Origin of the sequence: Luteibacter rhizovicinus (assembly GCF_004342265.1) — a bacterium.
Lineage (GTDB): Bacteria > Pseudomonadota > Gammaproteobacteria > Xanthomonadales > Rhodanobacteraceae > Luteibacter > Luteibacter rhizovicinus_B.
The window spans coordinates 862,377-882,624 of sequence record NZ_SMCS01000001.1 but is presented as its reverse complement, the minus strand read 5'-3'; the positions used below and the strand labels follow the sequence as shown (position 1 = coordinate 882,624).

At 59.1% G+C, this 20,248-nt stretch carries 19 protein-coding genes and 1 pseudogene; 7 read left to right on the top strand and 13 right to left on the bottom strand.

Annotated features, from left to right (window positions below):
- Positions 1–5: 5 nt before the first annotated feature.
- Both EC912_RS03930 and EC912_RS03925 read right to left on the bottom strand, forming a co-directional pair.
- Positions 6–1,988, bottom strand: a complete 1,983-nt coding sequence (locus tag EC912_RS03930; protein WP_132141799.1) for a serine hydrolase — start codon at positions 1,986–1,988, stop codon at positions 6–8.
- Positions 1,989–2,017: 29 nt separating this feature from the next.
- Positions 2,018–4,354, bottom strand: coding sequence for a TonB-dependent receptor domain-containing protein (locus tag EC912_RS03925; RefSeq protein ID WP_132141798.1), 2,337 nt, complete (start codon positions 4,352–4,354; stop codon positions 2,018–2,020).
- A gap of 833 nt (positions 4,355–5,187) precedes the next feature.
- On the opposite strand from EC912_RS03925, the pseudogene EC912_RS19600 reads away from it, so the two are divergent.
- A pseudogene (locus EC912_RS19600) lies at positions 5,188–5,310 on the top strand (VOC family protein); the annotation flags it as partial.
- Between the two features lie 561 nt (positions 5,311–5,871).
- Here the strand turns inward: EC912_RS19600 and EC912_RS03915 are convergent.
- Both EC912_RS03915 and EC912_RS03910 read right to left on the bottom strand, forming a co-directional pair.
- Complete coding sequence (locus tag EC912_RS03915; RefSeq protein WP_132141797.1) at positions 5,872–6,330, bottom strand: hemerythrin domain-containing protein; 459 nt, start codon at positions 6,328–6,330, stop codon at positions 5,872–5,874.
- A 290-nt stretch (positions 6,331–6,620) separates the two neighbouring features.
- The gene (locus EC912_RS03910) at positions 6,621–6,962 is read right to left on the bottom strand and encodes a hypothetical protein (RefSeq protein ID WP_132141796.1); all 342 of its coding nucleotides are present in this window, start codon (positions 6,960–6,962) and stop codon (positions 6,621–6,623) included.
- Between the two features lie 500 nt (positions 6,963–7,462).
- On the opposite strand from EC912_RS03910, the gene EC912_RS19345 reads away from it, so the two are divergent.
- On the top strand, positions 7,463–7,780 hold the full coding sequence (locus tag EC912_RS19345) for a chloride channel protein (RefSeq protein WP_165973497.1): 318 nt from the start codon (positions 7,463–7,465) through the stop codon (positions 7,778–7,780).
- Positions 7,781–7,782: 2 nt separating this feature from the next.
- Positions 7,783–8,193: a CBS domain-containing protein gene (locus tag EC912_RS19340; protein ID WP_165973496.1), complete on the top strand. Its 411-nt coding sequence runs from the start codon at positions 7,783–7,785 to the stop codon at positions 8,191–8,193.
- 642 nt (positions 8,194–8,835) lie between these two features.
- Here the strand turns inward: EC912_RS19340 and EC912_RS03900 are convergent.
- From EC912_RS03900 to EC912_RS03890, 3 genes are all read right to left on the bottom strand, one after another.
- Complete coding sequence (locus tag EC912_RS03900; RefSeq protein WP_132141794.1) at positions 8,836–8,994, bottom strand: DUF3309 family protein; 159 nt, start codon at positions 8,992–8,994, stop codon at positions 8,836–8,838.
- Positions 8,995–9,231: 237 nt separating this feature from the next.
- Positions 9,232–11,787 carry a DNA ligase D gene (gene ligD / locus EC912_RS03895; protein WP_132141793.1) on the bottom strand — a complete coding sequence of 852 codons (2,556 nt, stop codon included), beginning with the start codon at positions 11,785–11,787 and terminating at the stop codon, positions 9,232–9,234.
- Positions 11,788–11,789: 2 nt separating this feature from the next.
- Positions 11,790–12,773 carry an SDR family oxidoreductase gene (locus tag EC912_RS03890; RefSeq protein ID WP_132141792.1) on the bottom strand — a complete coding sequence of 328 codons (984 nt, stop codon included), beginning with the start codon at positions 12,771–12,773 and terminating at the stop codon, positions 11,790–11,792.
- Between the two features lie 152 nt (positions 12,774–12,925).
- Here EC912_RS03890 and EC912_RS03885 point away from each other — a divergent pair, with 152 nt between their 5' ends.
- The 3 genes from EC912_RS03885 (at position 12,926) to EC912_RS03875 (ending at position 14,838) form a co-directional block, all read left to right on the top strand.
- The gene (locus EC912_RS03885; protein WP_132141791.1) at positions 12,926–13,420 is read left to right on the top strand and encodes a ku family containing domain-containing protein; all 495 of its coding nucleotides are present in this window, start codon (positions 12,926–12,928) and stop codon (positions 13,418–13,420) included.
- A gap of 30 nt (positions 13,421–13,450) precedes the next feature.
- A complete protein-coding gene (locus tag EC912_RS03880) occupies positions 13,451–14,380 on the top strand; it encodes a Ku protein (protein WP_132141790.1) in 930 nt (309 codons plus the stop codon).
- A gap of 158 nt (positions 14,381–14,538) precedes the next feature.
- A complete protein-coding gene (locus EC912_RS03875; RefSeq protein WP_132141789.1) occupies positions 14,539–14,838 on the top strand; it encodes a hypothetical protein in 300 nt (99 codons plus the stop codon).
- Positions 14,839–14,900: 62 nt separating this feature from the next.
- On the opposite strand, the gene EC912_RS03870 is transcribed toward EC912_RS03875, so the two are convergent.
- Positions 14,901–15,530, bottom strand: a complete 630-nt coding sequence (locus tag EC912_RS03870; RefSeq protein WP_132141788.1) for a flavodoxin family protein — start codon at positions 15,528–15,530, stop codon at positions 14,901–14,903.
- A 95-nt stretch (positions 15,531–15,625) separates the two neighbouring features.
- Here EC912_RS03870 and EC912_RS03865 point away from each other — a divergent pair, with 95 nt between their 5' ends.
- A complete protein-coding gene (locus tag EC912_RS03865; RefSeq protein ID WP_132141787.1) occupies positions 15,626–16,252 on the top strand; it encodes a GIY-YIG nuclease family protein in 627 nt (208 codons plus the stop codon).
- A gap of 131 nt (positions 16,253–16,383) precedes the next feature.
- On the opposite strand, the gene EC912_RS03860 is transcribed toward EC912_RS03865, so the two are convergent.
- The 5 genes from EC912_RS03860 to EC912_RS03840 form a co-directional block, all read right to left on the bottom strand.
- Positions 16,384–16,572, bottom strand: coding sequence for a hypothetical protein (locus EC912_RS03860; protein WP_132141786.1), 189 nt, complete (start codon positions 16,570–16,572; stop codon positions 16,384–16,386).
- 71 nt (positions 16,573–16,643) lie between these two features.
- Positions 16,644–17,525: a DUF72 domain-containing protein gene (locus EC912_RS03855; protein WP_132141785.1), complete on the bottom strand. Its 882-nt coding sequence runs from the start codon at positions 17,523–17,525 to the stop codon at positions 16,644–16,646.
- Between the two features lie 360 nt (positions 17,526–17,885).
- The gene (locus tag EC912_RS03850) at positions 17,886–18,368 is read right to left on the bottom strand and encodes a DUF421 domain-containing protein (RefSeq protein WP_132141784.1); all 483 of its coding nucleotides are present in this window, start codon (positions 18,366–18,368) and stop codon (positions 17,886–17,888) included.
- A gap of 309 nt (positions 18,369–18,677) precedes the next feature.
- The gene (locus EC912_RS03845; protein ID WP_132141783.1) at positions 18,678–19,718 is read right to left on the bottom strand and encodes a DNA topoisomerase IB; all 1,041 of its coding nucleotides are present in this window, start codon (positions 19,716–19,718) and stop codon (positions 18,678–18,680) included.
- Between the two features lie 270 nt (positions 19,719–19,988).
- Entirely contained in the window at positions 19,989–20,228 is a 240-nt protein-coding gene (locus EC912_RS03840; RefSeq protein WP_132141782.1) for a hypothetical protein, read from the bottom strand.
- Positions 20,229–20,248: the final 20 nt, after the last annotated feature.

Sequence of the window (20,248 nt, the reverse complement as noted above, 5' to 3'; positions counted from 1 at the left end):
CCCCCTCAGAAATGCGTGTTGAAGCTGACCAGCCCGAACGCCAGGATGAACCAGCCAAGGTAGAGCGCGGCGAACGCGAGAATGGTCTCGCCAATTCGCACCCAGCGGCCGTGTATGGGCCGAGACACCATGTGGAACGCATGCGCGACGATGGCAACCACGCCGAAAAGCGCTACCGCGCCAAGCACGTACAAGAGAATCATCCACGGTGCGGCCAGGCCCTGGAGCAATAGTTTTTCATTGGCACCGATGGCAGCTACCAGTACAAACCAGCCAGCGATAGTGACGAACAGGGCAAGAGTGCCCAACCGCGATAGCAAGCGGTAACGACGCGCGGCCAGTGCCGGATCAAGCATTGCGCGATAGTGGCGTCGCACCCACGGACCGACCATCCATACGAGTAGCGTCACCAGCAAGATCGCTATCGACAGGCCTGCGAGCGGCCCCACGCTGCCCATGCTGTGGGAGCCGGACACGCGCTGAAAGACAGTGATCGCGGGAATGTAGTCGGTGGTCCAGTAGCGGATGCTGCCGTCGGGATTGGTAACGAAGTCGAGACGGGCGCGACCATTCACTTCGCGATACTGCAAAGGCGCGATTTCATGCCAGTGCAACGGTTTGCCCGCGTCGTCGCCGATCATGGGCGACACGGTCAACGTACCGTCGGGTTCCGCGGCCACGTGGAATTGCGAAAGCAGCGAAAACAGCCGCAAGGCACTGTCGTTGCGACGGGTCATCTCATACCAACCGACCACCCTGGAGGCATCGGCTGCAAAATTCGGCAATGTCTCTTGGTCGGGCAACGACGCAGGGAAATAGCGATCCAGGAAGTCGTGGAAGATCGCAGCCCGCACCATCCGGACCCCACCCGCGTCAGCGCTTCCGGCGCTGTTAAAGGACATGAAGATACCCACGTCCTTGTCCAGCAGCAGATGCAGGTCGCTGTGGAACAGCACGGTATCGCCACCATGGCCTGCGATGCGCAGGCCGTTGCGGTCCTCGCGATAAAAACCCAGGCCGAAGCCTGCAATGCCGGGCCCCGGCGCATAGTGCTGCTCGTGCATGGCAGCGATCGTCTCGGGCTTGAGAATACTGGCGTCGCCGTAACGTCCGCTTTGCAGCTGGGCGATCATGAAGCGCGCCATGTCCTGAGCCGTCGTACTCATCGCACCGGCCGGCGCCGGATCCACCGCCTCGAACGGTTGCGGTTTGCCGTCCGAGGCCATCTTGTAGGCCTTGGACATAAGGGGTGCAAGCGATGCGGGCAGCGGCTGAGCGAAGGTGGAGTGCTTCATTCCCAAGGGCTGGAAGATGTGCTGCGCAATGTAATCCTCGTAGCGCTCTCCCGATATGCGCTGCACGATGTAACCCGCCAAACCGCAGCCATAGTTGGAATAGGCCACGAACTCGCCAGCCGGGAAGATGCGTGCGGGGATGTGGTCTTTCAGGTAGCGCTCGAGATTGACCTCATCGACCGAGGCAGGCAGCAAGTCGCGCGCGGAATCCTCGAAGCCCGGCGTATGCGTCAGAAGATCCTGCAACGTGATGACGCGGCCATCGCGGGGTGGGATCCTGAAGTCAAGGTAGTCGTTGATGTCGCGGTCCAGTTGCAACTTCCCCTGTTCGACCAGCTGCATCACCGCCGTCCATGTGAACAGCTTCGATGTCGATCCCGGCCGGAACAGCGTGTCGTCCGGCGACACCGGTGTACGTTTGGCGAGGTCGGCGTAGCCATAGCCCTTGGCGAACAGTACCTGCCTGCCTTTCACCACCACGACGACACCGCCTGCGATGTCGCTACGCCGAAGCGCAAAGGGCATCAGCGCATCAAAGAACACGCCGACATCGGCCTCCGTCATGGCCGGTGCAGTGGTATCGGGCGCGCCGATAACACTGGCGGGAACGGAGGCTGGTGGCGTCTGCGCCATCGCCACGCTCAGGCCAAGGCACGCGACGATGGTCGCGACACGCTTCGATGGTCCATTCATGCGGGGATTCTCGTGGATCGAAGGAAGGTTCAGAAATCAACGCTTGCAGAAACACCAACGGTGCGCGGTGTCTGCAAAGTGGCGTTGAAGGGGCTGGCGATGGAACTCTGCGTCTCCGGCCAAACCGACGTAATGCCGCGCTTGTTCGCAAGGTTCTTGGCATAGACCTTGAACGTCCAATTGCCCACATTGGCACCGGCGTACAGGTCGATGTTGTTGTAACTGGGCAGGTAGTAGCGCGGCGAAGGCACGGTATTGAACTCGGCGGCGCGGCGACCGACGTAGCTGAAGTTCCCGCCCAGGAAGCCGGACCATGTGCCCATCGGGAAGTTGTAGTCGGCGCCAAGATTCGCATTCCACTTCGGCACGTAGGGCAGGGGATTGCCCTTGAGACCAAAGACACTGCCCGGCGGGTTGTCCTGCGCGAGCTTCGCGTCGGTATAGGTCGCGTTGGACCACAACGTAAGGCCTCGCACTGGGTTGTATCTCCAGCTCACCTCAACACCTTCGCTCGTGGCCTTGCCTCCATTGCCGAGAAAGCTGAAACCACCGGCGGTGGAGGTAAGCTGCACCTTGGACCAATCGATGTAGAACGCATTGAGATCGACGCTCATGTGCTTGTCCAGCATCAACACTTTCAGGCCGACTTCGTAGTTGGTGAGCTTGTCCGGATCAAACGTCAGCGGCGCACCCAGACCCGGCGGCACGCCGACGTTGGCACCGCCCGGTCGGAAGCCGGAAGCGATACGCACGTAGCCCATGATGTCGTCGCTGAACTTGTAGCTCGGGTTGAACAGGTATGTGACGGGATGATCGCCGCTGCGCGTGGTGAAGTGGGAATCGCCGGTGAGCAAGCCTGTCGTCGTCTGCGAGTACGTGGTCTGGTCGCTGCTGTAGCGCACGCCCACGAGGATGCTGAAACGGGACGTGGCGTGCCAGGTCAGGTCGCCATAGCCGGCCCATTCCTTGAAGATGGCGGGACCGACCGACACGTTGCCGAGCGTGGGCAGTGCGATCGGGTCGCCCGTCCTGGCGTCGAAGCTGGTGATGTTCTGCCCGTCGACCGTGTGTTCGCGCGTGAAGAAGAGACCCGTGCGCCATTCCCACGTCTGGTCCGCAGGTGATTGCAGGCGAAGTTCCTGGGTCACCTTATTCAGAGATATGGGCTGAATTTCCGCATAGCCGCCGTTGGGCAGATCGAAGATCGAGTTGAGTATCGGCCCGAACAGGTTGGTGATGTCCTGATTCTCGTTGAACCGAAGCGTGCCGTAGCTCGTGGTCGAGATCAGCGTGGCCCAGCCCATATCGGCGCTGACGGAGAGGTCGTAGAGGCGATACTTCACCTTGAACATGCCAGTGCTGGCCGCGCGGCTTTGCTTGTCCCAACCGTAGACGGGCTGAAGCGTGGTTGGATCGAGGTCGATGCCGCCATTGGCGAGGCCATCGCTGCTCAGGTTCTGCGCCAATGCCGAGAAGCGCACCGATACCTTGTCGCTGGGCGTCCACAACAGTTGCGTTCGCGCGCCGCGCACCTTGGCCTCGTTCACATCGGTCTTGCCCGTATTGACGTTGTCGATATACCCGGGATCCGTGCGCTCGTACGCGTTGACGCGCAGACCTAACGTGTTGGCTACTAGCGGAATGTTGACCATGGCATGGGTGCCAAAACCGTTGCCACCACCCGCCACGCTGTTGGCATCGACGCCGATGCGGCCACTGGCTTGCGTGGTATCGGGTGGCGTCGTCACGAACTTGATCAAGCCACCCAGCGTGTTCGATCCATACAGGGTGCCTTGGGGTCCGCGCAGCACTTCAATCCGCTGGATATCACTGGGGTCGATGTCCGGCGTCAGCATGCTGCCGGCCGCGTAGATCGAGCTCGAGCCGTAGGGCGTATCGTCGATATAAGTACCAACAGTCGCGTTAGGCTGATGACTGCCGGACGTAATGCCACGCAGAACCAGCTGAGTCCAGCCCTGTCCGGACGAGATGGTATTGAGGCCAGGCACCTGCGTGGCGTAATCAGCGAAGCTCGTCGCATTTTGACGGTCGAGCTGCGTTTCGCTCAGAACCGACACTGGCATGGGAACGTCCTGCAGACGCTCATCTCGCTTGTTGGCCGTCACGATGACGGTGCCGAGTTGCGTGGAATTCGTTGGCGTCTGATCCCCTGCTTGGCCGGAAGTACTACTGGCGGGAGGGGGCAACGGTTGCCCGCCATGGGTGTCTTGGGGAAAAGCCCTTACGGCAGGCGGAATCGCCAAGCCAAGGGCGATGGCGAAACAGATGCGACGGCGACCATACGGCGAGCAGATCTTAACCACGACACGTCCCCCACGTGAAACGGGTATCTCCCGTGAGGTCATTTGATATCATCGTAACATTATCATGTCAATGATTCTTATATATCATTTCTTCATGCGGCGACGGTATGGCGTCCCCGACTTAGATCGAATAGAGCCGTCTTTGCCAGGGGAATGATTCGCCCGGTGTTTTGTCCAGCAGCCGGGCGGCCGGAAGATCGGGTCGTCGATAAGCCCACTGACTGCCAGCCACGCGGTCAATGCCGTAGCGGCGACACCGAGGATCGGTTTCTCCGACGTCGAGCCGACGGTCGGCCCAGCTTGTTGCGTTTTATCGCCGGCTGCTCGCACGGGTTGGCCGCTTTACGCAGCTGATGCACTTTCGACAGCACCGCGATCCAACGCGCGGCAAGTGTCGGTGACCGCTTAAATACGTCGCTCCGCACGGCCCATTTGATAAATCAGCAAGTTAGCCACTGCATCGCGCTGAGGATCAGTCTACTGAGCACGGCAAGCGCAGGCGGTTTCATCGGAGTGACGTTTGGCCCCTATGCCTATAAGCAAGACGCGAATCTGGCCACCGACGCAACGTCGTTGATTCGACGGACTAGCGATCTCGATCGTTAAAAACCGTGAACAGTTCTCGCCGAGTGTTAGATGGAGAACTGATGGTTCGGAGATCCGTCTTAGCTCTACCCAGCGAAAGAGGACGATCTTGGACGACGTTCGTCATGACGAGGGTGGAGGTGAGGCGCTGCCCGCCGGGTACCTCTGGCCCACTAATGTCGAGGTCGAGCGGAGAGGCGAACAGTATCGCGTCATGATCGGCCGCCATCGGGATGCACTTGGCTGATCGCCGCAAGAAATTACTTGACGGGGCGGGTATCGTTTTGGGGATGAATATCGACCGCCTCGACCATCTCGTCCTCACCGTCGCCGATATCGATGCGACGGTCGCCTTCTACACGCGCGTCCTGGGTTTCGAGGTCGTCACCTTCGGCGAAGGCCGCAAGGCGATGCGACGAATATTTACGGACGTTGAAAGATCACCTCAGGCTGATGCGCGCCCAAGAGGTGCCCATGGCGCGGGCTACACTGCGGACAGACCTACTGAGTTCTTTCCATTACGGTCTGCAGACGCTCGATTTTCTGCATACGTCCTGGCATCGCGGGGACACGATTGAGAACTGGGAGAGCCTCGATGCGACGTTCGACCGGTGGTTCAATGCCTATCGTCCCAGCGCTGCGGCGCAGGGCTTTGCCTACGTCGCTGCCGACGAGTCCGACCACTTCCATTGTGATAGAGGTCGTGCCATGCGGAACTGGCGCGATCCCATGGAGGATTTTCTTCGGAGATAAGTCATCGTCTGGAGTGCTGAGAGGCCGGGGCATTCGGCTCCCGTCGAACCTCGAGCGCATCTCCAAGGCCACCGCCGCTGCCTCGCTCGCGAATCCTTGGCACCCCAGAACGGACGATCGGTATTCCAACCGATCGCCATCGCAATCGTTTTGGCTCTGTCCTGAAGGCAGCCTACAGCACGCAAAGAACACTGTGGCTAGCTACTAGGGCATTCGAGGCATCAGCGGATGCCGTTGAGCAATTCCGTTTTTCGAGATTCCATCTGGGCACCTAATGTTTTGAGTTCGGCGGCGGAAAGAAGTTTCCTCGCATCTTTGAACATTTCTTGTTCTTCTTCTTCGATGTGGTGGTCGATGAGTTCTTTGAGCACCTTTGCGCGACCGGCGAATTGGTCACTCGCCGGGTCGGTGGCCAACAGGTCGGGTAATACCAAAGCCTCGGCAGCGCGGTGTTCTTCGAGCGCTTCGAAGTACATTTTCATCTCATCCTTTGTGCCGGCCGCTTTGAATGCTGGATAGAAGATCTCTTCTTCGATGGTGGTGTGCGCTTTCAGTTGCTTCTGAATATCGTTAAGTAGTTGCATGCGTTTCTTCACTGCACGATGGGACGAGTCCTCTAGGTCGCTCAACAAACTCTTGACCACTTTATGATCTGCTTTCAAAAGTTGAATGGCATCCATCGGACGTTCCTGGCGGCAGCGGGGATCTGACTTTTTCACGTATGGGGTGAAGAAAGGGAAAGGGCCGCGTCGATAATCTGTCCAGATGTAATTTATGGGGGACCCGACAAGTCAAATTGCACGCTAAGCACCCGGGGCAGTCTATGAAGACTCGCTGCGAAATATGCTAAGCAAGATTCTGTATGTCTTAGCTGCTTCTATTAGTTACGGCGGAAAACCCGCACCGTTCATGCGCGCACAAGTCTATATAAGGTTGTCCGCGCCCAGGAAACACGCGCCTACTGGCGAGGTTATTGGGGTCTAGAATGTTCGAGGAAGGCCGCGAATAGTGGACCGCCCTGTCGCCTACTGAAAAGGCCGCGATGCGCGGCCTTTTCACGAACTCCGGCGGGGATCGGACCTACGGCGCGCGCTTCCGATCCGGTGGCGATGCCGTCGGCGTTGTGCCGTTCGAAAATTTCCTTGGCGAGCTCACGCTGCTTGCCATCTTCATTGTGCACCGAAATCAGTACATCGCCTTCGCGGACCTTGGCGTCATAACGTTTGGCCTCAAATTCAGGGATACCTATCCCAACCAGAGCGCCGGCAATACCGCCTGCCGTGCCTACAGCGGCTCCACCCAGGGCCGCCATGATCGGGCCGGCAGCGATAAAGGGACCGCGAGGCCTGAGAGGGGAGAGCACCGATGCCCGCTAGCCAGCCTACTGTCGCGCCCACACCAAGGCCGGCGACGCCCCCGGTCGTCGCACCTTCCGGCGCCTTGGTGTGGTGTTCATGCGCAAAGTACTTGGTGCCACCAGCACCCAGTCCGCTGTCGATTCACTCCGAATGATCGGTGACGCTAACGCATGGGTGTACTTCGACACATTCAGGTCGATCCGATCTGTCGTGCGTTGGTTGACCTCGCCATCCATCCCATTCAGTCCCTGATGGAGCGCAAGGATCCTGGCGTGTATTACCGCGCGGGATGGATCTTCTCTGCTTCTCCTAACACGGTCACTCCCTTTCATAGGCTCGCTCCTGGGCCAACTGCTGCATGTCACGGGCGCCGAGCGTAAGGTTCTCCTGGCTGCCGGCGCGGCGGCGGGTATGGCCGCCATTTTCGGCTCACCGGTGGCCGCGGGGCGCGCTCATGGGAATGACCGCCGTGGCGTTCGCCCCGGGCTTGGGTATCGATCCGCGCATTGCCGGCCTTGTCGGCATGGCCGCCATGTTCGCCGGTGCGTCCCGTGCATTACTGACCGCGGTCGTATTTGCATTCGAAACGATCGCGCAACCGGCAGGCCTGCTGCCGTTGCTCGGCGGTTGTACGGCCGCCTATTTGCTGTCGGCATTGTTCATGCGGCACACGATCATGACCGAAAAAAATCGCGCGGCGTGGCGTACGGATATGCCGCCGACTACCTTGAGCAAGTCACCGTCGGCGAGGTTTGCGTCCGAGAGGTGGTGAGCTTGCGCACCGACCAACGACTGGACGAGGTCCGCGCGTGGCTGAGTTCGAACGACCCGCGCAGTCACCATCAGGGCTATCCCGTGATCGATCCGGCCGGAGGTATCCATGGCGTGGTGACGCGACGCATGCTTCTGGGTCCTCAGGCTTTGCCCGACGGAACCCTGGCGGACCTCATTGATCGGGCACCACTGGTGGTACGCGAAGACCATTCGCTACGGGAGGTTGCCGATCACATGGTCGCGGAGAACGTTGGTCGCTTGCTCGTACTTTCGCGCACCGAGCCGCGTCAGCTGGTAGGCATCCTGATCCGCGCCGATATTCTTGCCGCGCACGGACGGCGGCTCGATGAAATGCGGTCGGCCAGTCGCCATATTCGTTTTCGACGTCGCCCCTCTCGCGTCTCATCATAGAGCGCGGGGCAGGTTGCCCCTTGTCGGCGGTTCCGACGAGGGTACCCCCATGGCCAGTGCCTCGGCGAGAAGGGGTTCGCTTTCAACGATTAGGACCCTGAGGTTGTTCCCAAGCATATCCATTACCGATCCGACCCTTGAACCAGCATAGCCCTTCCTTCTAGTCCGTCAACGATTCACCCGGCCAATCGCTCCATCCCGCCGTTTGCGGAAGGGCGTCGTCATCACCCATGTGAAAACCGCCCGCGCCGGGACATGACCCTCATGTCCCTCGGTGTCACAACCCACCGCGCACGAACAGGTATGCCGGCGAAGGGAACAAGGCCGGCGACCGGGTCGGCAGGTAGGCGAAGAACGTCATCTGCCTTACTTGGACCTTAGACGGTGCCAGTGGGCAGGACGGAAATCGAGCAGAAAAAAGCCGTTACACAGGTCGGTCCGTGACTGTGACGTTTCGATCCCAACCCCGTCGCCGGGCACAAGCTCGTCGACCAGGCGACCGACCACATCATGCACGGGCTGACGCACCATGCGCACGCCCACATCCACGTCCAAACGCTCCAGCCAAAGGATTCGCAGGCAACCGTAGACGACGGCGGACGCAAGAATTGACTCTCACTGTAACTCGATGGGTCGGCGCTCTCAGATCACGCCCATCAACAGCAGCACGATGACGACGATAAGGACGATGCCGAGGCCGCCGACCGGACGATAACCCCACGAGCGGCTGTATCCCCAAGAGGGGGAGGCACCGATCAGTAGGAGGACGAGCACGATGATCAGCAAGAACGAAAGCGACATGGTTGTGTCCTTAGTCGTTTGCGAAAAGTCGCCGGCCCAGTTCGCGGGGGGGGGGGACAGGCTTCGCGCCGGGCGGCCGCCGGTACGCGACGTATATAGCATCGCAGTCTCACGGTGCACGCACCGTCAACAGGCCGCAGCTTCCGGAGCTCCGGCCGATCCGAACTGATCTGACCTAAATCGGGCCCGCGCTTCACCGCGTCAGTACGGTTCCCCGTCAAATGGCTAAAATCCGGTTTAGCGTAGCTTTCCGATGATGGCGCCCAGATCCTGCCGCACATCGTCGATGCCGGCCCATGGATCCGAGCGCAACCGCGCCAGCCGTCGGGGGGTGGAACGGATATCGAAATCGTGCCCGCTCTTGAGCTTGCCCAATTCGCTCCAGCGCAGCGGCACGGCAACCGGCGCACCGCTGCGCGCGCGCAGGGAATACGACGCCACACTCGTGGCACCTCGGCTATTGCGCAGGTAGTCGATGTAGATTTTGCCGCTGCGCTGCGCTTTGGTCGCGGTCGCGATAAACTCCAGCGGATGCGCCTGTACCACGGTGGCGGCAAACGCGTGCGCAAAGTCCTTCACCTGTGCCCATGCACAGCCCGGATTCAATGGGACGACGACATGGAGACCTTTGCCGCCGGTGGTGCGCAGAAAGGATGCCAGACCCAGCTGAGCGAGTAGTTTGTGCATCAATCGCGCCGCGGCCACGACTCTCGGCCACGCCACGTCATCGCCGGGGTCCAAGTCGAATACCAGCTGATTGGCCAAATCGGGCTGCTCGATGGTCGAGCCCCACGGGTGGAATTCCAGCACACCGAACTGCACCAGTTCGATTACCGAACCGGCATCCCTGGAATAGATGTAAGTAGCCCGCGCACCGGACTCTTCCTTCATTGTCACGCTGCCCACCTGTTTCAGGCCAGGGATCAGGTGTTTCTGAAAGAAACACGCTTTGGCCGTTCCTTCGGGGCAGCGGATGACTGACGTGGGGCGATCCACCACCCCGGGCAGGAACCACTTCATGATACTGGTGTAATAATCGACCACGTCCTGCTTGGTATAGCTATCGTCGGGATATACCACGCGATCGGGATGCGTGATCTTGATGTCGATCGGTTTTGATTCCACCGATTTGCGGCGTTCCGCACCTGCCTTTCTTTTCGCCGGCTTGCTGCTGGCACGATCGGAGTCGACGAGATCTGCCGGCGTCTTGTCCGTACGCATGATCTTGAGACTCGGTTGGCGCAGCAAGTTCTTGTTGCCGATACCGCGGTAGTAGACCTCGGCGACTGCCACCGGCTTGACCCATTGCGCATCGCGCAGCAGGGGATCGATAGCGGCGAGTTCTACCGTGGGTTTGGCGCGGCCCTTATCGGCGATGCTCCTGCTCAGCTTTTGCAACTGCGCGTTCGAAAAGCCAGTGCCTACCCGTCCGACATAGATCCATCCCGACCTCCGCTGAGGATCGGGCTTAGCCAGCAACAGTGAGCCGAAGCCGCTGCGACTGCCCTTGGGCGGCGTATAGCCCACCACGGCAAATTCATCGCTATCGCGTCGTTTGATCTTGAGCCAATCGTCGCCGCGTCCGGGTCGGTAGGGCGAGTCGATGCGTTTGGAGAGGATGCCTTCCAGTTCTTTATCGGATGCCATTCGGAACACTTCCTGGCCATCGCCGATCACATGCGTGCTGAAGGCGAGGTGTTTCGGCCCGTGCGCCAATAGTTTTTCCAGCAGTTGTTTGCGTTCCAGCAAGCCGACCCGCGACAAATCGCTGCCTTCGAGAGACGGAAGGTCAAATAGCATATAGACTAGGGGTAGCTGCGCTTCCCCCGAAAGTGTCTGCTGCAGTCCGTTGAAGTCGCTATGCCCGCGGCCATCCAGCGCGATGAGTTCGCCGTCGAAACGGGCGGCGTGCAGCCCCAGCGATTCAACGGACTGCACGATATCTGGCAGACGATCGTTCCACGGTAGCGCGTTACGTGACCACAGTTTTACTTCGCCATCAGCGATCGCCGCGAGGATACGATAGCCGTCCCATTTTACTTCATGCAGCCATTGCGCTCCTTCCGGTGGCGATGCGCGCAGACGGGCCAGTTCGGGTTTAAAAAAATCGTTGCTTGGCATGGCTGGCCGGGCTCCAGTCAAGGCGGCAGCCGCCTTGGCCAAGCGCACACGGGGTAGCTTTTTCGTTCTGGGAACCGATTTCTTCCGAGCGGTCGATTTCTTCGCCGCCGCGCGCGTCGCCGGTGTCTTCGCCGCCGTGCGGGTACTGCGTGTCATTTTCGCATTGAGCAGGTCGTCGGCTTCGACATCGCCGGCGAACGCATCCTTGGCTTTGATCAGGAACCATGCCGGCTGACGCTCCTTGCGGCCACTGCGCACCAGATGCCAGCCGCCCTTAAGCCGTTTGCCGAACAGTTCAAAGCGCAGGTGACCTTTCTGCAGCTGGGCCTCGGCGTCGCCGGGTGTCGTCCACACGCCCTGATCGAATTGATCGACATGACCCTTACCGTAGCCATGCTCGATGTCGCCCTCGAAGTCAGCATACGCAAGGGGGTGATCCTCGACCTCGACCGCCAGACGCTTCACCTGCGGATCAAAACTCGGGCCTTTCGGCACCGCCCAGCTTTTCAGCACGTCGCCGATCTGCAGGCGAAAGTCGAAATGGCGCCGGCTGGCATGGTGCAGCTGTACGACGAAAATTGCCCGACGGTCCGTCGTGCCGATCTCATTGGTGGCCGGTTCGAGTGTCCTGGAAAAATCACGCTTACGCTGGTAATCCCGCAGATTGCCCATGGTCAGCTGGTCGGTCCGCCCATCACCGGAAGCACCGCACCGTTGATGTAACTGGCGCAGGACGGCGCGGCCAGAAAAACATAGGCCGGCGCCAGCTCTTCCGGCTGCGCGGGACGGCCCATGGCGCTCGACTTGCCGAAGTCGCGCACCTGTTCGGCGGACTTATCGGCCGGATTCAGTGGCGTCCACACCGGGCCCGGTGCGACGGCATTCACGCGAACGCCGCGCGACACCATATTCGAGGCTAGCGCCTTGGTGAATGCGTGGATGCCGCCCTTGGTCATCGAATAGTCGAGCAGCCTGTCGTTGCCGAACAGACCCGTCTCCGAACCGGTATTGATGATTGAACAACCGCTTCCCAGATGCGGCGAGGCCGCCTTGACCATATGGAAATAGCCATAAAGATTGGTGCGCAGGGTCTCGTCGAAATGCTCTTCAGTAATGTCCTCGATCGAATCAGCGTGCTCCTGAAAAGCGGCATTATTGACCAGCACAGAGAGCTTGCCGAACGCTTTCACGGTTCTTGCCACCGCATCGCGACAGAAGGCCGGTTCCCTGACGTCTCCTCGAATCAACAGGCAGCGCTGACCTTCGCCTTCGACGTAGTCACGCGTTTCTTCCGCGTCGGCATCTTCGCTTAAATAGACAATGGCCACGTCCGCGCCTTCCCGAGCAAACAATACGGCCACCGCCCGACCGATGCCTGAATCGCCACCGGTGATCAAGGCGGTCATGCCCGCCAGTTTGCCGCTACCGGCGTAGCTTGGAGCCATGAATTGCGGCCGTGGATCCAGCGCCTGTTCGTTGCCAGGTTTTTTCTGATGCTGCGCAGGCAATGGATTTAGGGGCTTATCCGTCGCCGGTGCCGGCTTTTTGGATTTCGCTACTTTCGAGCCAGCTTTGCTCTTTTCATCGCGATCCGTAGCCATCTGGATCGCTCGCTGGCGCTCGACCGTGGTCTTGGTGGTGCCTTTGGTGGAAGTCATATCGCGGTATTCTGTCGTCGGAAACGCGTGGAACGTTAGCGCAAGCGGCGTACGTCACAAGTGAAACGCGAGTTACGGCGTATTTGACAATGCATCCACACGGGAATCGGAATAGTCCAAAGACGACATCCTCTTCATTCCCGGAGATCGCCATGCCCGACGCTCATGCACGCCGCCGCGTTGCTGCCAAGGATACGAAAGAAGGAAAGTCCTCCGGCCCTCAGGCCGGGGGATACGCGCATGAGGAGATCGAGCAGGTAAGTAAGGGAAAACGCAGTGCGCGTTCGACCAAGCAGGCGATTGCCTTCGGCCGGTCCCAGACCAAGCGCGCCGGCGTGAAGGTCAAGCCGAGCAGGGCAGCCAGCACATCAATCCAAAAGAAGGCTGCGCAGGACGAGGTCGCTTCGCATGAACGGCGCAAACCCTCGGCGAAGCGTTCTAAGGCGCCCGCCAAGGCATTGAAGAAGGAAGACTATATGGCGGCTTCGAAGTCGGCATTGTCGACGCATGCCAAGCAGAGTGCCTCCCGACGCAGCGCAAGCTCGCGTTCGGCGGCAGCAAAAAAAGCCGCGCATACCCAGGGCGCCGAAAACCGCTCAATAGCCGCCAAGAAAGCGGCAAAAACGCATGTCAGGAAAGTGTCCTGATCCAATTCCCTTTGCCGGAGGCTCCAGGCCATGGCACGTCCCATCTGGAATGGAACACTTTCATTCGGACTACTCAACGTACCGGTTTCGCTAATGTCGGGCGAGCGCAGCGTCGACTTGCATTTCCGCATGCTAGACAGCCGTAGCAATACGCCGGTGCGCTATGAACGGGTCAACGCCGAAACCGGTGAGGAGGTGCCGTGGAAGGAGATTGTCAAGGCATTCGAATACGAGAAGGGTAGTTACGTCGTGCTGGAACCGGAAGACATCAAATCGGCCGCCTCGGAGGGACGCGAAGTGGTCGAGGTCGAAGCATTCGTCGATGCCCATGCGATTGGGCCCGAATATTTCGAGAAGCCCTACGTGCTCGTGCCGGGCAAGAAGGCAGAGAAAGGCTATGTGCTTTTTCGTGAGACGCTCAAACGTACCGGCAAGATCGGCATCGCGCGCGTGGTGATACGCACTCGCGAATATCTATCGGCGGTCATGCCCAAGGGCGACGCGCTGATGCTCATGCTACTGCGCTACCCCCAGGAACTGGTCGACACGAGCGACTACAAGATCCCCGAGGGGGCGCCGTCCAAGCACCGTATTTCACCGAAAGAAATGCAGATGGCCGAGCAACTGATCGCTTCGATGAGCGGAGACTGGAAGCCTGGCGATTACCGAGACGTATTCCGTGATCGTTTACGCAAGGTCATCGAGAAGCGGCTCAAATCCAAAGGCGTCGTCACGCCGCCGACCGATGAAGAGGCGGCGATGCCCGAGAATGCCGCGACCAACGTGGTGGATTTCATGGCACTGCTGAAGAAGAGCCTGACCAGCAAGAAACGAACGCCAGCGAAAAAATCGACACTAAAGAACGTACGCAGTACTGGCGCCAAGAAGACCAGTACAGCACAGAAAAAGGCGCCCGCAAAGAAATCCGTGAAGCGCACAGGAACTCGAAAAATAGGGTGAAGCAGCCGATGGAACGGGCTGCACTGCCACCATCGCGACAGCTTGCCGCCACGGGTTTCGCTGGGTTGAGACGACTGGAAACGGCACGTCTATGCGGCGAAGACGACGCCAGAAGAACAATAAGTTAAACGAATTTTTGCCTGCAGTTGGAGAACCTCATGGATAACACCCCTATTGCCCAGCACGGCGCGACCGGTACCCGCAGTAGCAGGGACACCCGGATCGACGAGGATCAACGCAGCGATGAGCAGAAAAGAAAGCAACAAGATGCGCCGAAACATGGCGTCGGACCGTCCCCTGGTCGTCCGGCCAATGCCCCCGAGCGCGTTCCTGGCCAGCAGCTTGATCCGAATGACGCAGAGGATGTGAAGGGCATGCCCAAGAACGATGAGCAATGCGATCGCGACTTGGATGATCAAGAGGGGACGGACAAGGATTTGCACCACCCGCGCCGGTAATCGCGAGGCCTGCGGTGGTCATGGTAAAAGCGGCCACCCCTCGTCGGAGGCCATCTGATTCTCTATTTTTTTGGAATAGGGTAGGGCCGCTCTTTCAGCAACGCGGCCAGATGTGCGGCATTGCAAGCCAAGGTGCGGATCGTGCCGGCCAGCTTCTTCGGGGTGCGTTTGAGGTCCTTATAGTTGACGCTGCCCATCGCTTCGCCGACCCAGTATGCGGGGCTGCCCCCTGGGATGGTGAAACCGACATCAGCCAGTGCCTGATACAGCTCGGCGGTAACGTGATGGGCGCCATCTTCGTTGCCGACCACGGCAACCACGGCGACACGGCCAAAGGTCGGGTAGCGACCTTGTTCGTCGATCTCGTCGAGGAAGGCATCCATTCGTTCGAGCACACGTTTGGCCACACTGGACGGCTGCCCCATCCAGATCGGGGTGGCGAGCACAAGGATGTTGGCATCGAGTATCGTTCTGCGCAGAGCGGGCCATTCATCGCCTTCACCCTCATCAGTGCTGACGCCCGGTTTGACGTCGTGGTCGGCGACGCGAACACTGGACGTCTCGACATCATAGGGCGCCAACGCGTCCAGCACTTGATCCAGCAGTTTCTGGGTGGAGGATTCTTCAGGCCCCCGCTTGAGGGTGCAGTTCAAGCCGAATGCGCGGAGCGCGGAGGACGTATGCTTCTCCATGATTTATGCCCTCATCGGGTAATCGTTGGACAACGTAGGCTATCGGTTACGTTGTCACGCGATGATGAAAGAGGCGCGCGACGGACGTTTCCGTCGTGAATGAAGAAGCGCTTTATCCGCGCTTCGCCAGTCGTGGCTGCACGTTCGTCTACGTGCTGCCCTGCCGTGACGAAGACATCCTGAAAGTCGGGTTTTCGCGCGACCCGATGGACCGGTTTCGCACGCTGCATCGTCGCTTCTTCGAATTCTTCGATCTGGAGCGTGGTTTGCTGATCCGCACCGATCACCTACGGGATGCCCGGAGCATCGAGCGCCTGTTCATTACCACATTCGCCACCTGCCGGGCATCCGCGCCATTGGTAGTTCCGAGGTCGGCGGCTGGCTATACCGAATGGTTCCGCGGCGTTTCCCCCCAGGCGGAAGCACTCGCGCGCCGGGTATGTGAGGAACAGGGCTTCATATTGCATGCACCGTTGAGTGCATGGGTGCGTGGCCGCCTCGGCGAATGGAGCGAGTTGTTGTTCGGCTGGTCAACCCGCATGCTCGAGATGATTGAATACCAACATTTCAACACGCCGCCGCGTGAAAGAAGCAGGGGTGTGGAACGGGCGCTGCGCGAGGTGCTTGACGCCTATGTCGCCCTGGACGTGAATATAGAGACATTGGTTCCTGTGTCGGTACTTGAGTGGTACCGAAGCGACGATTACTTCGCTTCACGCTGAGCGTGGCGGGACCGCGTAATCTTCTCTGCTTCTTTGTGCGCCGCAGCCCATTCGGCATGTCCGCATGAACATTCCTCGACCTGGTCCGACAGAAGCGATCCATCCGCTTGCTGCAGTCGCCCTCGTTCCAACTACCGCGCGGCAGCCTGCAGCGCTGCGGCAAGCGCAGCATCCCCGTTGAGTAGGTCCTGCCATTTCAGCGTCACGCCGTTGCGGTGACCCTTTTGGGTCAGCCTCAATCCCAACGGATCGATGCTGACCGTATAAAGACGGTCGGCGATTTCCAGTTCACGGCGCAGCGGTTTGTCCAGCCTAGTCATGGTCATGTCTCCGGAATACGTTTGTTTCGATGCAATCATTCTTCCGCACGGGCGGTCGTCGATAACGATAATTACGCAGCGCCGCCGTTAAGCCTATCCCGCAACTTCATCGCATCGAAAGGCGCCTTCACCTTGGCGTCATTGTCGAAATAGCAGTAGATGTCGCGCGACTTGCGCGCTGGTGGCTTCCGGTGACTGACGCGCTGCCCGTCACCATGAGGCTGCTTGCCATTCATCCACGAACGAATTCGCCGTGCCCAGTCGTCCAGCGCCGCATCGGTGTAGCCGCTCGCATAAAGCTGCGTGTCGCCATGCAAGCGCATGTAGACGAAGCCACCGGTTATGTCTTGTAGTTTTGGCCATTTCGCGGCCGCGTCGGAGATGACCAGTCCGGCCCCGTGCTTGCGCAAAAGAGTGATGAAAGCCGGGTCTGCGAAACTCTCGTGACGGATCTCGATGGCGTGGCGAAGGCGTCGGTTTCGATCGGGTGAAAGGTTGCCGACATGCTTGAGGTGGTTATCGTGGCACCTGGCCAAGGAAAATGCGGCATCGCTGTCCTTCGGCAGCGAGGAAAGAAACGCATCGAACAGTCCATGGTCGTAAGCCAGGCTGGGCGGAAATTGCCACAGTATCGGCCCCAGCTTCTCGCGCAGCTCCAGCACACCGGACGCAAGAAAATTCGCTAGCGGCCTTTCCACATCTCGCAGACGGCGGATGTGGGTGATGAAGCGCGGTGCCTTGACCGCGAAAACAAATCCATGCGGCGTATCGCGGTACCAGCTACGCCAGCTATGGGGATGCTGAAGTGAATAGAACGAACCATTGATTTCAATGCTATCGAACTGGCGCGAGGCGTAATGCAGCTCCAGTCGTTGCGGAAGACCCGTGGGATAGAACTTGCGCCGCCACGGTGAGTAGCGCCAGCCGGAAATCCCGATACGCAATTTGGCCATGGAGTTACCGTGTTTGTCCGTCCATTCACGCTCGACGCTACAGCGTCGTACGTCGTCCGGTGATGAACGAAGCCAATCTTCAGACGATGGGGTCGCATACCGCGCCAATTTCCAGGCATGTTGCCCGATACCATCGCTCTCGCGTGCCGGTATCACACGCACTTCAAGATCGGAATCGCTCTTCTTCGACATCGCTCAAGCAGGCATGCTGTGGTACCTAGATGACTCAAATTTTGATGAACGTACGGAGGCATAGTTGGCGACCGGTTATCGTCGAGAACTCATTTTCTGACGGTTGGCTTCACTTTTTTTTTGCGAATTACGTTCGCTTGCCCGATGGACCGGAGCAAGGGCATGGTTCTATGTCACGATATTTCGCTTCGTAATCGTGATTTTTCCATTGGGCTCGAGCCGGGCTGTTGCAACCTCGTCGTCTCTTTCAAGGCCTGCCCCATGTAAAGCCCGATCCAGAGCCGCATCGGGAATATTCTGGGCGCGCAATGTTGATCTGTCGCGCTGGCCGTTTCGAACGAGCAGAGAGGGAAAGCCCTCCATTAGGCGATTGAACGCCGGAGCGCGAGTGCATAACCAAGCGATGAGCCAATCGGTTGCCAGAATACTCGAGACGCCGATAAATGGACCGATGAAGCCCTTATCGTCTCCGATGATCGAAGTGCGTAGGACGCCTCCCACCAGGACCAGGACAATTACGTCGAAGGCGGACATCTCGCCGAAGGCTCGTTTTCCTGCAAGGCGAAGAAGAATCAGAAGACCAGCGTAGGTGGCAACACCACGCACCGCGAACGTCCACCACGGTGCTGAGATTTCGAATATATCGGTCATGGCGTACTCCTGAGGTACGAGAACCTCTTTATGTCCAGATCGATGTTCACGGTACGTAGAGGCGTGCCTCGACTCGGTGTCTGGATTCGCGTAAATCGTGCGGGCGGGCGAGCAACGGCCAGAATGCGCTATGCGATCGTGATCGTGCACGTACAGTTGGGCGAGCGTGAGACCATTGGGTATCCCTTGAAGCGAAGCATTCGCGGTTGCGCGAGGCTCCGAAGCACTTTCGTCTATATACGATAGCTAGAAGGCCGTCGGCGAGCGGCAGGCACTCCCGCTTTTCGCATCGGCTATCTGCGACCTTTCCTAGCCAACCGATAGCTTCAGAAAACGCAAACTTCGTCGCTCCATCTGACGCAAGCTGAAGGTCTCCTTTTCAGGTATAACGCGGCGTAGCCGTCCGTTTCGCCAGCCGTCGAAGACCGTTGGGTGGATATAAGACGCACGACAAACCGCGGGCGTGTTACGTAAACGTTCGGCTACTTGCTTGATGGCATCCGTCATGATCGTACGCAACGCGGCATCGTCCGCCTGGCGCGGAGGCGGTGTGCGAGAAAGCAGGATGATAGCTAGCAACGTGCCCTTCCAGGTTCGGAAATCTTTGGCGGTGAAATCGCCACCGCTGATGTCGCGGATGTAGCTATTGACCATTTCTGAATCGATCGGTCGCCTCTGGCCTTCTTCATCGATAAACTGAAATAGGCGCTGCCCTGGCAACTGGTGCATCCGACGGACAAGGCGCATCAGGTGCTTATCCTTCAAAAGGACATGGCTTTCCTTACCGCTTTTGGCGCGAAAGGCCAACTGTAGTTGACCGGTAATGAGCTGCACATGACGCGAACGCAGTGTCGTCAGCCCATAGCTACCGTTGTCATTTGCGTAAGATTCATTGCCGACACGTATCAGTGTTTCATCGAGCAAGCGAACGACAAGCGCCAGCACCTTGTCGCGTGGCAAGCCCGGCAGCGCAAGATCGTGTCTTACGTGGCGACGCAGCTGTGGAAGTACCGCGGCGAAGTCCGTCATATGGCTAAATTTGTCGCGATCCCTTATTCGCCTCCAGCTCGTATGGTAGCGATATTGCTTTCGGCCTTTGGCATCGCGGCCAGTTGCCTGCAGATGGCCACGCTCGTCAGGGCAGATCCATACGTTCGTATAAGCAGGGGGTATCGCCAATGCGCGAATACGCGCGAGGATATCGTCGCGGCGGATGGTGCGGCCTTTCGTATCGATATAGATGAATCCTTTCCCCGCGCGCCGCCGCCGAATGCCAGGGTCGGCATCATGGGTATAGGTCAGGCGACAGTCTCTCGCGGACGCCTTCAAAAGGGGTGAGGTTACGACCACAGACCACGGTTCTGGCAAAAGGATGGCGCCACAAAAAAGGACTCAAAGCGAGCGAAAAATGTACCCATGCCCTGGCCGCTCACGCGTGACCTCCTAACGACTTTTCCATGAAACCCTAGGGCGGTCGCCATCATCGAATCGTGATAGCCGCGTATAGGACTCATGGAAGGTTGATAACTTCCCCCGCGACGCCCGGCATGGCCTTGCTGCGACTCGTATCTCACGGGCGGTTCACCCCATCGGGCGTTTGCTGAGGGACTCTGGGTTTGACTAGGCGCGAAAACGCATGGCGCCCATATATGGAGCGGTGTTCTGCCATTCGAACGTCATCGATACCAGCGGAACGCCGCGTCGATCGGCTTTCTCGCCCGCTGGATAGTCGTAGCCGGCCATATGCCGATCCGCAATGCACATTTCAACCTCGACGTAGGAAAGGAACGACCACAGCCAGACATCGTTGACGTCTTCGAACTCGCTAGCCGCCCCTTTCGGCGCCCAATACGCGGCCAAACATACGGTTGCGTCGACTC